Genomic DNA, 12,409 nt, shown 5'->3' on the forward strand with positions numbered 1-12,409 from the left:
GTGGCGGTACCCGCAGGCCCCCCGCTCCCGGCCTCAGGCAGAATCAGGGGTATGAGCGACCCCCAGCCCCCCGTGGCGGAGCCCGAGGACCCCAAGTACAAGGACCGGACGTTCCGGTCGTCCGGCGGTATCGCCGGAGGCGTCCTGCTGCTCGCCCTCGGCGGCTGGCTCGGCATCGACGCGATGATCCGTGGCGAGGGCCGCACCCCGTGGCTCGCGCTCGCCGGGCTGCTCCTCGCGGTGCCGCTCGTCGTCGCCTTCACCGTGCGCCCCGCCGTGTACGCCAACGACGACCGGCTGCGCATCCGCAACCCCTTCCGGACCATCACGCTGCCGTGGGGGTCCGTCTCGGGTCTGCGCTCCGGGTACTCGAACGAGGTCTTCACGCAGTCCGGCACCAAGTACCAGCTCTGGGCCATCCCGGTCTCCCTGCGCGGACGCAAGAAGGCCGCCAGGAGGAAGTCGCAGGGGACGGCCGCCGGTGACCCGAGCCTTCTGGACCCGCGGCGCCCCCCGCGGCCGGAGTCCCTGCGCGCCGCCGGCGACCAGATCATGGACGACCTGCGCGAACTCTCCGAGCAGCGCGCCGGTGCGCAGTCCGCGCAGGGTGAGCCCGCGGTGCGCTGGGGCTACGAGGTCATCGCCCCGGCCGTCGCGGGGGCGGTACTGCTCGCGGTACTGCTGGCCGTCGGCTAGGAGTGCGCCGGGGCAGCGCTGAGCGGCTCACGGCGGCCCGTTCCACGCCAGGAGCATGTGGCCGCCGAAGGCCGCTGACGTCAGCGCCGCCGCAAGGAGCACCGTGACGGTGACGTGCGTGCGCGCGCGTGCCAGGGCTGCCGCCAGTGGCAGCAGCAGGGGGAACGCGGGGAGCAGGAAGCGGGCCCGCGGGAAGTAGACGCCCTTGCTGCCCAGGACGATCATGAGCAGCAGGCCCGTGAAGAGCAGCAGCGGCAGCGGCTGGCGGTCGGCCGCCGACAGGACGAACAGCGCAAGCGATCCCAGCAGCGTCGCCGTCACCATCATCAGGAACAGCTGGGGGCGCTCGACCGACAGCAGGTCGAGGACGGTGCGCAGGGTGCCCACCCCGCCGTCCCACTCGTTGCGCCACAGCTTCTGTACGGCGAAGTATCCGTCCCAGCGGCCGAGGCGGAACCCGACCCAGACGACGTACGAGAGCCAGCCGAGCGGGGCGAGCAGGGCGCCCGCGAGGACGCGCACCGCGACACGGCGACCCTTGCCCCGGCGCCACAGCGTGAGCAGCGCCGTCAGGGAGACCGCCGCCGCGAGCGCGACGCCCGTGGGGCGGGTCAGGCCCGCGAGCGCGGCCAGCGTGCCCGCCCAGATCCAGCGCCCGGTGAGCACGGCGTACAGCGCCCACGCGGTGAGCGCCGTGAACAGGGACTCCGTGTAGCCCATCCACTGCACGAGCGCGACGGGCAGCGAACCCCACAGCGCCGCGAGCAGGACGGCGGCCCGGCGTCCGTACAGATGGTCGCCCACCGCGAAGATCCCCCACGCGGCGAGGAACGAGCAGGCGACGGCGACCGTGAGCCCCACGGCACCGCGCGGCTCCGGTGCGATCACGCTGCCCGCCCTGATGAGCAGGGGGTGCAGGGGGAAGAACGCGAGGTTGTTCGCGTCGATCTGGGTGCCCAGGGTGTGCGCGTACCCCTGGTCGGCGATCTTCAGGTACCAGTCGCAGTCCCACGACTCCGCCAGGAGGTGCCACACGTCCCGGTGCTCCCTGCGGGCCCAGAGGGCGAAGACCAGGGTGCCGAAGAGGCGTACGGCGGCGTAGGCGAGGAGTGCGGGCGACGCGTGGCGCAGCGCGGAGCGGCGGGGCGCCGCGCGGGCGCCGCGGGGCGGGGGGAGGATGCGGGGCGCGGCGGCGGGGGCCGGAGCGGCCGGGGTCTCCGAGGTCTCTGAGGTCGGTCCGTACGGCACTGCGGCAGCTCCCGGAACGTGATCGTGCGCTGCCGGTCACCCTTTCCGGGGGACCGGCAGCGCACCGGATCACTGCGGCAGCCGCGCCGTCACAACCACTCGTACGGGTGGCCCTGGCCGGGCCGCCCGCTTCAGGCGGCCGTCAGATGCCCGCCGCCGCGGACAGGTCGCGCTTGATCGCCGCGAGGAGGCCCGCCGCCGTGGCGCGGGCCGCGGGCAGGTCGGCCTTGGCCGCCACCGGGACCACGACCTCCAGGTAGCACTTCAGCTTCGGCTCCGTGCCGCTCGGCCGGACGATGACGCGGGCGCCGTCGAGCGTGTAGCGCAGGCCGTCGGTGGGCGGCAGCTTGTCCGTGCCCCGCGTCAGGTCCTCGGCCTTCGTCACCGGGAGATCCGCGAGGGCCGTGGGCGGCTGCTCGCGCAGGCGGCGCATCGCGTCGGCGATCAGGGAGAGGTCCTCCACGCGGACGGACAGCTGGTCGGTGGCGTGCAGCCCGTGCTCCACGGCCAGGTCGTCCAGGAGGTCGAGGAGCGTGCGGCCCTGCTCCTTGAGCTCGGAGGCCAGTTCCGTGAGGAGCAGGGCGGCCGTGATGCCGTCCTTGTCGCGTACGCCTTCGGGGTCCACGCAGTAGCCGAGGGCCTCTTCGTAGCCGTAGCGCAGGCCGTCCACGCGGGCGATCCACTTGAAGCCGGTGAGGGTCTCCTCGTACGCGAGGCCCGCCTTCTCCGCGATCCGGTCCAGGAGGGAGGAGGAGACGATCGACTCGGCGAACGTGCCGCGGGCGCCCCTGCGCACGAGGTGCGCGGCCAGGAGCGCGCCGACCTCGTCGCCCCGGAGCATGCGCCAGTCGGCGCCGTCCTTGACCGCGGCGGCGCAGCGGTCCGCGTCCGGGTCGTTGGCGATGATCAGGTCCGGCTCCGTCTCGCGGGCCTTCGCGAAGGAGAGGTCCATCGCGCCCGGCTCCTCCGGGTTGGGGAACGCGACGGTCGGGAAGTCCGGGTCGGGCTCCGCCTGCTCGGCGACGAGGGCGGGGGCGGGGAAGCCGGCCCGGTCGAACGCCGCGAGGAGGGTGTCCTTGCCGACGCCGTGCATCGCCGTGTAGACCGTGCGGGCCGTACGGGGGGAGCCGGGGGCCAGTACGGCGTCCGTACGGGCCAGGTAGGCGTCCAGGACGTCGTCCGCGAGGGTTTCCCAGCCGGACTCCGGGCGGGGTACGTCGTGCAGCGAGGCGATCGCGTCGATCTGCGCGGCGATCTCCGCGTCCGCGGGCGGCACGATCTGGGAGCCGTCGCCCAGGTAGACCTTGTAGCCGTTGTCGCGCGGCGGGTTGTGGCTCGCCGTCACCTCGACGCCGGCGACCGCGCCGAGGTGCCTTATGGCGAAGGCGAGTACGGGGGTGGGGAGCGGGCGGGGGAGTACGGCCGCCTTGAGGCCCGCGCCGGTCATCACGGCCGCGGTGTCGCGCGCGAAGTCCGCGGACTTGTGGCGGGCGTCGTAGCCGATGACGACGAGGCCGCCGGTCTGTCCCTGCGCCTTGAGGTACCCGGCGAGGCCCGCGGCGGCGCGGATGACCACGGAGCGGTTCATGCGCATGGGGCCCGCGCCGAGTTCGCCGCGGAGGCCCGCGGTGCCGAACTGGAGGGTGCCGCCGAAGCGGGCGGCCAGCTCTTCGGTGTCCGCGGCGGCCGCGGCTTCGATGAGCTTGGCGAGTTCGTCCCGGGTCTCGGGATCCGGGTCCTCGGCCAGCCAGGCCTTGGCCAGCGCGATGAGTTCAGAGTCGTCCGGCACGTTTCTTCAGCCTCTCGTATGCGGTTCCATGGCCAGGGGCCCGACGGGGGTGTTCCTGCTCCTGTACCGCCGCCGTCACCCCGCAGCTCGACGGCGCGGGGCTGCCTGCCCCGCCCTGCCGGGCAAGGCGCCCCGCCGGGCAACCCGCCCCGCCGAGCAGGGGCGCCCCGCCAGGCAAGGCGCCCCCGCCCGTTAAATGCGGCCCAGGACCTGGCCCAGGAGTTCGCCCATGCGGGTGGCGCTGTCCCGGCCTGCCTGGAGGACCTCCTCGTGGTTGAGGGGCTCGCCCGTCATGCCCGCGGCGAGGTTCGTGACGAGGGAGATGCCGAGCACCTCCGCGCCCGCCTCGCGCGCGGCGATCGCCTCGAGGACCGTCGACATGCCCACCAGGTCCGCACCGATCGTGCGGGCCATGCGGATCTCCGCCGGGGTCTCGTAGTGCGGGCCGGGGAACTGTGCGTAGACGCCCTCTTCGAGGGAGGGGTCGATCTCCTTGCACAGGGCGCGCAGCCGCGGGGAGTACAGGTCAGTGAGGTCCACGAAGTTCGCGCCGATGATGGGCGACGTGGCCGTCAGGTTCAGGTGATCGCTGATCAGGACCGGCTGGCCGGGGCGCATGCCCTCGCGAAGCCCGCCGCAGCCGTTCGTCAGCACGATCGTCTTGCAGCCCGCGGCCACCGCGGTGCGCACGCCGTGCGAGACGGCGGCCACGCCACGGCCCTCGTAGTAGTGGGTGCGGCCCAGGAAGACCAGCGCGCGCTTGTCGCCGACCTGGAAGGAGCGGATGCGGCCGCCGTGGCCCTCCACCGCCGGCGGCGGGAAGCCGGGCAGCTCGGTGACGGGGAACTCGGCGTCGGGCACGCCGAGCGCGTCCACCGCCGGCGCCCAGCCGGAGCCCATCACAAGGGCTACGTCGTGGGTCTCGGCGCCCGTCAGCTCACGCAGGCGCGCGGCGGCGGCGTCGGCGGCGGCGTAGGGGTCGCCCTGGATGTCGTCCGGAATAACTGAAGCGTTCACGCGGATGAGAGTAGCCGCTCACGCCCTACGCGCGTAGATGACGATGCTCACGGGATTCGGATCGTTGTCTTGTCGTTTCCGACGAGAGCCCGCCGAGAGTCCGCCGAGAGCCTGCAGAAACCCGACCGCGGAGCTGCCGAGAGCTCGCCGATACCCCCGCCGACAGCAGGGAAAAGCGCCTAGCAAGGCCGCTTGCGGAGCTCCATCACATAGTCGTGGGGCGCCCCCGCGGTCTCCGCCGCATCGGCCAGCTCCCCCAGATAACGCGCGGACGGCAGGCCGCCCTCGTACCCGTTGAGGACGTACACCCAGGCCGGTTCCTCGCCGTCGAGCGTGTGCACCCGCACCCGCATCCGGCGGTAGATGTCGAGCCCCACGCCCTCCCACCGGTCCATGGAGTCCTCGTCCATGGGGGCGACGTCGTACAGCGTCACGAAGACCTGCGAGCGCGGCGCCTCGACGATGGTGGCGAGCGCGCCCTCCCACCCCATGTGCTCCCCGCCGAACGTCAGCCGCCAGCCGTTCAGCCAGCCGGTCTGGCGCAGCGGCGAGTGCGGTGCGCGGCGGGACATGAGCCGCGGGTCCAGATTGCCGGCGTACGCGGCGTAGAGCGACATGTGGTCGAGGGTACGGCAGGTGACGCGTGCGTCCCTCCGGCAACGGAAGTGCCCGTCTTGTAGGAAGAACGGCCCGGATCGGCCCGGATGGCGCCCCCGGGGGCGAAGCACCTTGAAGCGTGCGGGACAATGGAGTACGTGACTCGGATCGTGATCATTGGCGGCGGACCCGGCGGATACGAGGCGGCACTCGTTGCCGCCCAGCTCGGCGCGGAGGTGACCGTCGTCGACTGCGACGGTCTCGGCGGGGCGTCGGTGCTCACCGACTGCGTCCCGTCGAAGACTCTGATCGCCACGGCCGAGGTGATGACCAGCTTCGACTCCTCGTACGAGGAGCTCGGCATCATCGTCGCGGACGACACCCCGCACATCGACACCCCGGCGCGCGTCGTCGGCGTCGACCTGGGCAAGGTCAACCGCCGTGTGAAGCGCCTCGCGCTCGCGCAGTCCCACGACATCACCGCCTCCGTCACGCGTGCGGGCGCGCGCGTGCTGCGCGGCCGCGGCCGTCTGGAGGGCCAGCAGGACACCGACGGCTCGCGCAAGGTCGTCGTGCGCGCGGCCGACGGGACCGAGGAGACCCTCGTCGCCGACGCGGTCCTCATCGCCACCGGCGGGCACCCGCGCGAGGTCCCCGACGCGCTGCCCGACGGCGAGCGCATCCTCAACTGGACCCAGGTGTACGACCTGGACGAGCTCCCCGAAGAGCTCATCGTGGTCGGCTCCGGTGTCACCGGTGCCGAGTTCGCCGGTGCCTATCAGGCGCTCGGTTCGAACGTCACGCTCGTATCCAGCCGTGATCGCGTGCTGCCGGGCGAGGACCCGGACGCCGCCGCCGTCCTCGAGGACGTCTTCCGGCGCCGCGGCATGAACGTGATGTCGCGCTCGCGCGCCGCCTCCGCCAAGCGCGTGGGCGACCGCGTGGAGGTCACGCTCGCCGACGGCCGCGTCATCTCCGGCACGCACTGCCTGATGGCCGTGGGCGCCATCCCGAACAGCAGCGGCATGGGTCTCGAGGAGGCCGGGGTCCGGCTCAAGGACTCGGGGCACATCTGGACCGACAAGGTCTCGCGCACCTCCGCCCCCGGTGTGTACGCCGCCGGTGACGTGACCGGGATCTTCGCGCTGGCCTCCGTCGCCGCCATGCAGGGGCGCATCGCGATGTACCACTTCCTGGGCGACGCGGTGCAGCCGCTGAACCTGAAGACGGTCTCGTCGAACGTCTTCACCGACCCCGAGATCGCGACCGTCGGCTACAGCCAGTCCGACGTCGACGGCGGCAAGATCGACGCCCGCGTCGTCAAGCTGCCGCTGCTGCGCAACCCGCGCGCGAAGATGCAGGGCATCCGCGACGGCTTCGTCAAGATCTTCTGCCGTCCCGGAACGGGCATCGTGGTGGGCGGTGTGGTCGTCGCGCCGCGCGCTTCGGAACTGATCCATCCCATCTCGATCGCGGTCGACAACAATCTGACGGTCGAGCAGATCGCGAACGCGTTCACCGTGTATCCATCCCTTTCGGGGTCGATCGCCGAGGTCGCGCGTCAACTTCACACGCGTAAGTCGACGGGCGAAGCCTGATCGCGAAGTGATCGTCGGTTGAACGCCGAATGATCGGTGTTCGTGCGGGGTAGTAACTCCGCGCAGGTCACGGACTGTTGTGGCCCATTCTCCCGGCATAGTCGGGGTGAGTAGGCGCCTATACCACTTCCCACCTACCTGTGCGAACAACTTCTGTAATTCGGCGCAAACTGCTGAAACCAGACGGTCGTTGGGGTTACTGTCAGTTTCGTGTTCGCTGCAGAACGTCGCCAATTGATCCTCGAAATGGTGCGGGCCAACGGAGCGGTATCGCTCCGGGAGCTCGCCCGCGTCGTCCAGACCTCCGAAGTGACCGTACGGCGGGACGTGCGCGCGCTGGAGGCAGAAGGACTCCTCGACCGCCGACATGGCGGTGCGGTATTGCCGGGCGGATTCACGCGGGAGTCCGGCTTTCCGCAGAAATCACATCTCGCGACCGCCGAGAAGACGGCTATCGCCGATCTCGCGGCGGGACTCGTCGAAGAAGGCGAAGCCATCGTCGTCGGGGCGGGTACGACCACGCAGGAGCTGGCCCGACGGCTCGCGCGGGTACCCGGTCTGACCGTCGTCACCAACTCACTTCTGGTGGCACAGGCCTTGGCACACGCCAACCGCGTCGAGGTCGTCATGACCGGCGGCACCCTGCGCGGTTCGAACTACGCACTCGTGGGCAGCGGGGCCGAACAGTCCCTGCAAGGCCTGCGGGTCTCGCGCGCCTTCCTGTCGGGCAGTGGTCTGACCGCCGAACGCGGGCTCTCCACGTCCAACATGCTCTCCGCGAGCGTGGACCGGGCGCTCGTCCAGGCGGCCGCCGAGGTCGTGGTCCTCGCCGACCACACCAAGCTCGGCACCGACACGATGTTCCAGACGGTGCCGACGGACGTCATCACCCGCCTGGTCACGGACGAACCGCCCACGCACGACGACCGTGCGGCCACCGAGCTTCAGGCCCTGGCGGACCAGGGTGTGCAGGTCGCGGTCGCGGGCGGGAGTCCGAACTCCAACTCCGGACCAGGGGTGGATTCCGTCCCGGCGCGGCAGCCGCGCCGGGACGTGCCACTGCCGGGCCAGCGCCGTAACCACGGTCACGGGGCGGGTCCCGGTGCGCAGTTGCGCAGTGCGGTGCTCGGAGAGTCGCAGCCCGGCGAGCGGGCCGCGCGGGTGGCGGATCTACGCCGCCGCTGAACCGACGGCCCGGCCCGTGCCGGGCTCGTCGGGTGCCGATCCTTCGGGCTTCAGGCCGCGCAGGGTCAGCATCAGCAGGCGGTCTGCCAACTCCGGCTCGTCGGGGGTCTCTTCGGCGGCCAGCGCGATCGCGTTGGTCAGCTGCATGAGATCGCCGATCGAGACGCCGTGGCGTACGGCGCCTGCTTGCTGCGCCCGCACGAGCAGCGCCGTACCCGCCTCGCGCATCGGCCTGCTGCATCGGGAGAGTGCCGAACTGTCGTCGTGCGACGCCGACATGAGGGCGCGGGAGAGCCCGCGGTACTCACCCGCATGAGTGATGATGGCGCGCAGCCATGTCACCAGGGCCGAGCAGGGGTGCGGATCTTCGAGGAGCGCACGGGAGCGGTCGAGGAGATCGCTCACCGCCTCCTCGAAGACGGCGCTCATCAGGGCGTGCCGGTTGGGGAAGTGGCGGTAGAGGGTGCCGATGCCGACGTTCGCGTGGCGGGCGATGTCCTCCAGGGAGGCGTCCGTGCCGTGTTCCGCGAAGGCGGCGCGGGCCTCTGCGAGGAGCCGGTCGTAGTTGCGGCGCGCGTCCGCTCTTTTCAAGCGGGGGCGCTTTTGCGGGCTCTCTGCCATGCGGGCCTCCCTGGACGTGCCTTAAGTCTGCCCGAAGCTCGCGCACCGTCGATCACCGGCTCCGCCGAGTTCGTCCTCAAACGCCGGACGGGCTGAATAGTCCGCCGGGCGGACTGAATGACGCTGGCCGGGCCGGAAGGTCCCGGCCCGGCCAGCATCATAGAAGCGAGGTCAGTCCTTGATCTCGCAGATGACCGCGCCGGAGGTCAGGCTCGCGCCCATCTCCGCCGTGAGGCCCTTGATCGTGCCCGACTTGTGGGCGTTCAGGGGCTGTTCCATCTTCATGGCCTCCAGGACGACGACCAGGTCGCCCTCCTTGACCTCCTGGCCCTCCTCGACCGCGACCTTGACGATCGTGCCCTGCATGGGCGACGCGAGGGTGTCACCGGACGCCGCGGGGCCCGACTTCTTCGCCGCGCGCCGCTTGGGGCGGGCGCCGCCGGCGGCAGCGGTGCGGGCGATGGTCATGCCGAGCGACGAGGGGAGCGAGACCTCCAGGCGCTTGCCGCCCACCTCGACGACCACCGTCTCGCGGCCCGGCTCCTCGTCCGTCTCGGCGTCGGCCGCCGCGGCGAACGCCGGGATCTCGTTGACGAACTCGGTCTCGATCCACCGCGTGTGGACCGTGAACGGGTCGCTGGAGCCGGTCAGTTCGGGGCCGAACGCCGGGTCCTTGACGACCACGCGGTGGAAGGAGATGGCCGTGGCCATGCCCTCCACGTTGAACTCCCCGAGGGCACGCGCGGCCCGCTGGAGGGCCTCCTTGCGCGTCGCACCGGTCACGATCAGCTTGGCCAGGAGCGAGTCCCACGCCGGGCCGATCACCGAGCCGGACTCCACGCCCGCGTCCAGGCGCACGCCGGGACCCGACGGCGGGTCGAAGACGGTCACGGTGCCCGGCGCCGGCAGGAAGCCGCGGCCCGGGTCCTCGCCGTTGATACGGAACTCGAAGGAGTGGCCCCGCATCTCGGGGTCTCCGTAGCCCAGCTCCTCGCCGTCCGCGATGCGGAACATCTCGCGGACCAGGTCGATGCCGGTGACCTCTTCGGTGACCGGGTGCTCCACCTGGAGGCGGGTGTTGACCTCCAGGAAGGAGATCGTGCCGTCGACGCCGACGAGGAACTCGACGGTGCCGGCGCCCACATAGCCGGCCTCCTTGAGGATGGCCTTCGACGCCGCGTACAGCTCGGCGTTCTGGGCCTCGCTCAGGAACGGCGCGGGGGCCTCCTCCACGAGCTTCTGGTGGCGGCGCTGGAGCGAGCAGTCACGGGTCGACACGACGACCACGTTGCCGTGCTTGTCGGCCAGGCACTGGGTCTCCACGTGCCGCGGCTTGTCGAGGTAGCGCTCCACGAAGCACTCGCCGCGGCCGAAGGCGGCAACGGCCTCGCGCACCGCGGAGTCGTAGAGCTCGGGGACCTCTTCGAGGGTCCTTGCGACCTTCAGACCGCGTCCGCCGCCACCGAAGGCGGCCTTGATTGCGATCGGCAGGCCGTGCTCCTCGGCGAAGGCCACGACCTCGTCGGAACCGCTGACGGGGTCCGGCGTACCGGCCACCAGCGGGGCACCCGCGCGCTGCGCGATGTGCCGGGCGGCGACCTTGTCACCCAGGTCACGGATGGCCTGCGGCGGCGGGCCGATCCAGATGAGGCCCGCGTCCAGTACGGCCTGGGCGAAGTCGGCGTTCTCCGAAAGGAAGCCGTAACCGGGGTGGATCGCGTCCGCCCCCGCGTCCTTGGCCGCTGCCAGCACCTTGGAAATGTCCAGGTAGCTGGTGGCCGGAGTGTCACCGCCCAGGGCGAACGCCTCATCTGCCGCGCGGACGTGCAGAGCGTCCCGGTCAGGATCTGCGTAGACGGCTACGCTCGCGATCCCTGCATCCCGGCATGCCCGAGCAACGCGGACAGCGATTTCGCCACGGTTGGCGATGAGCACCTTGCGCACGATGGCTCCCTCCTTGAAACAAGCCGAGTTTAGGGACTGCCGACACGACCTTTCGACCCGTCCCCAATGGTGAGCTTGCCCACACGGAGCGTGATCCGGGGCCTGCCCGTCCGCGAAATCCCTTGTCGCACCACGGTACGCAGGGTCCTGTCTCGGCAGACTAGCGCGCCGATGTGGTCAAGGTCTCTGTGAGAGCGTGCCGCGCCACAGGGGCAATCTTTGTGGAGTCCCTACGAATGGCCCAATGATTCTTTGCCTGCGGCAGAGCCCTTGTCCCTCGGTTTACCCGTTAGTAGCGTTCGCGATGTCTGGCACGTACTGGTGGTAACAGCGGAAGAGGGTGGGCGCCGTGGCGCGTAGACCGGTGGCCTGGGTGGGCGCGATCGTGCTGTTGGCGGAGGCGGTGGGCATCGTGTTGCTCAACTGGTTCCTGGGGCTCGTCGTGAACAAGCAGGACATGTCGCTCGCCGGGCTCGATCCGCACGCGATGTCCGTGTCGACGTGGATAGCGGGCGCTGTCTTCGGCCTCTACCTCGTGCTCTGCGCCGTCGTCATGGCGCGTTCGGCGGTACGGGACCGCGCTCCTGGCCGCTTCGGCCGGATACTCCTGATCAGCGCCGCCGTGGTGCACGGACTGCTCGGGGCGTTCTCGGTCGGCCTGGTGGGCTGGCCCGCCTTCGTCTTCATGATGGTCGTGCTCGGCCTGATCGTCCTGACCCTGGTGGCGTACGACAAGAAGCCCGCCGAGGTCTCCGACGAGCCGAGCACAGCCCCTCAGCCTGCCTGAGGCCTTGCCCGAGCGGTCGGACTACTTGGCCCACAACTGCGTGATGCCGACGCCCAGTTCCCCCAGGAGGCGGCGGAAGAGCGGCAGCGAGAGGCCGATGACGTTGCCGTGGTCGCCCTCGATCGAGTCGATGAAGGGCGCCGAGAGGCCGTCGAGCGTGAACGCCCCCGCCACGTGCAGGGGTTCGCCGCTGGCCACGTACGCGGCGACCTCCTCGTCCGAGGGGTCGCCGAAGCGGACGACGGTCGAGGCGAGCGCCGACACATGGCGTCCGGCCGCGGTGTCGTACACGCAGTGGCCGGTCTGCAGGATGCCCGCGCGGCCCCGCATGGACTTCCAGCGTGCGGTGGCCTCCTCGGCGTCGGCGGGCTTGCCGAGCGCCTGCCCGTCCAGTTCGAGGACCGAGTCGCAGCCGACGACCAGGGCGCCCTTCGCGTCCGGGCGCGCGGCGACGACCGAAGCCTTGGCCTCGGCCAGGGCGACGGCGAGTTCGGCGGGGGTCGGTGCGGAGATCGCGTCCTCGTCGACCCCGCTGACGATCACCTCGGGGGCGAGGCCGGCCTGGCGCAGCAGGCCGAGCCGGGCGGGGGACTTGGAGGCGAGGACGAGACGGCGGGGCTGATCACTCATGCGGTCAGCGTAGCGATCCCGCTCCCCGGTGCGTGCCGGACCTCGGTGCGTTCCGGCGTCCGATGAGTTCCGGCGCCGGTGCGTGCCGGGCCTCAGTGCATGCCGAGGACGAACATCGCCACGACCATCGCCAGGGCAAGGACGAGACCTGCACGGCGCATCTTCGCCTGCATGTCCCGCATGTCCTTGGGCGGGTTGTTCTCCGGGTCGGACCACAGCATGCAATCGATACTGCGCGCGGCAGCGGCGGGGGGGCGGGTGTCGCGGAAGCAGGGGACCCCGGACCGTCCGCGGCTT

12 protein-coding genes are annotated in these 12,409 nt (G+C 71.3%); 4 read left to right on the forward strand and 8 right to left on the reverse strand.

Annotation, left to right across the window (positions count from 1 at the left end; translation table 11 throughout):
- The first annotated feature begins 51 nt into the window (after window positions 1–51).
- On the forward strand, window positions 52–696 hold the full coding sequence (locus ACQKIP_RS11400; RefSeq protein WP_365867084.1) for a PH domain-containing protein: 645 nt from the start codon (window positions 52–54) through the stop codon (window positions 694–696).
- A 27-nt stretch (window positions 697–723) separates the two neighbouring features.
- Here the strand turns inward: ACQKIP_RS11400 and ACQKIP_RS11405 are convergent, their stop codons facing one another.
- The 4 genes from ACQKIP_RS11405 to ACQKIP_RS11420 all read right to left on the reverse strand — a co-directional run bounded on the left by ACQKIP_RS11405 (window position 724) and on the right by ACQKIP_RS11420 (window position 5,367).
- Window positions 724–1,944 (reverse strand): hypothetical protein, encoded by a 1,221-nt coding sequence (locus ACQKIP_RS11405; RefSeq protein WP_427742855.1) that lies wholly within the window; start codon window positions 1,942–1,944, stop codon window positions 724–726.
- A 142-nt stretch (window positions 1,945–2,086) separates the two neighbouring features.
- A complete protein-coding gene (locus ACQKIP_RS11410; RefSeq protein WP_365867086.1) occupies window positions 2,087–3,733 on the reverse strand; it encodes a phospho-sugar mutase in 1,647 nt (548 codons plus the stop codon).
- Window positions 3,734–3,925: 192 nt separating this feature from the next.
- Window positions 3,926–4,750, reverse strand: coding sequence for a purine-nucleoside phosphorylase (locus tag ACQKIP_RS11415; protein ID WP_365867088.1), 825 nt, complete (start codon window positions 4,748–4,750; stop codon window positions 3,926–3,928).
- A 179-nt stretch (window positions 4,751–4,929) separates the two neighbouring features.
- Window positions 4,930–5,367, reverse strand: a complete 438-nt coding sequence (locus tag ACQKIP_RS11420; protein WP_249588135.1) for a gamma-glutamylcyclotransferase — start codon at window positions 5,365–5,367, stop codon at window positions 4,930–4,932.
- Between the two features lie 129 nt (window positions 5,368–5,496).
- Here ACQKIP_RS11420 and ACQKIP_RS11425 point away from each other — a divergent pair, with 129 nt between their 5' ends.
- Complete coding sequence (locus ACQKIP_RS11425) at window positions 5,497–6,945, forward strand: NAD(P)H-quinone dehydrogenase (protein ID WP_365867090.1); 1,449 nt, start codon at window positions 5,497–5,499, stop codon at window positions 6,943–6,945.
- Window positions 6,946–7,191: 246 nt separating this feature from the next.
- Window positions 7,192–8,130: a DeoR/GlpR family DNA-binding transcription regulator gene (locus ACQKIP_RS11430; protein WP_427742864.1), complete on the forward strand. Its 939-nt coding sequence runs from the start codon at window positions 7,192–7,194 to the stop codon at window positions 8,128–8,130.
- On the opposite strand, the gene ACQKIP_RS11435 is transcribed toward ACQKIP_RS11430, so the two are convergent.
- Entirely contained in the window at window positions 8,116–8,751 is a 636-nt protein-coding gene (locus ACQKIP_RS11435; RefSeq protein ID WP_365867094.1) for a TetR/AcrR family transcriptional regulator, read from the reverse strand. The two genes, ACQKIP_RS11430 and ACQKIP_RS11435, sit on opposite strands and share 15 nt — an antisense overlap.
- Before the next feature lie 171 nt (window positions 8,752–8,922).
- Complete coding sequence (locus ACQKIP_RS11440; protein WP_365867096.1) at window positions 8,923–10,695, reverse strand: acetyl/propionyl/methylcrotonyl-CoA carboxylase subunit alpha; 1,773 nt, start codon at window positions 10,693–10,695, stop codon at window positions 8,923–8,925.
- Between the two features lie 349 nt (window positions 10,696–11,044).
- On the opposite strand from ACQKIP_RS11440, the gene ACQKIP_RS11445 reads away from it, so the two are divergent.
- On the forward strand, window positions 11,045–11,482 hold the full coding sequence (locus ACQKIP_RS11445; protein ID WP_365867098.1) for a hypothetical protein: 438 nt from the start codon (window positions 11,045–11,047) through the stop codon (window positions 11,480–11,482).
- Window positions 11,483–11,503: 21 nt separating this feature from the next.
- On the opposite strand, the gene ACQKIP_RS11450 is transcribed toward ACQKIP_RS11445, so the two are convergent.
- Together ACQKIP_RS11450 and mmpB are read right to left on the reverse strand one after the other, a co-directional pair.
- Window positions 11,504–12,112 carry a Maf family protein gene (locus ACQKIP_RS11450; RefSeq protein WP_365867100.1) on the reverse strand — a complete coding sequence of 203 codons (609 nt, stop codon included), beginning with the start codon at window positions 12,110–12,112 and terminating at the stop codon, window positions 11,504–11,506.
- A gap of 92 nt (window positions 12,113–12,204) precedes the next feature.
- Window positions 12,205–12,333: a morphogenic membrane protein MmpB gene (gene mmpB, locus ACQKIP_RS11455; protein WP_360777023.1), complete on the reverse strand. Its 129-nt coding sequence runs from the start codon at window positions 12,331–12,333 to the stop codon at window positions 12,205–12,207.
- Window positions 12,334–12,409 lie beyond the last annotated feature (76 nt).

It is taken from the genome of Streptomyces sp. NPDC059900 (genome assembly GCF_050270335.1).
GTDB lineage: Bacteria > Actinomycetota > Actinomycetes > Streptomycetales > Streptomycetaceae > Streptomyces.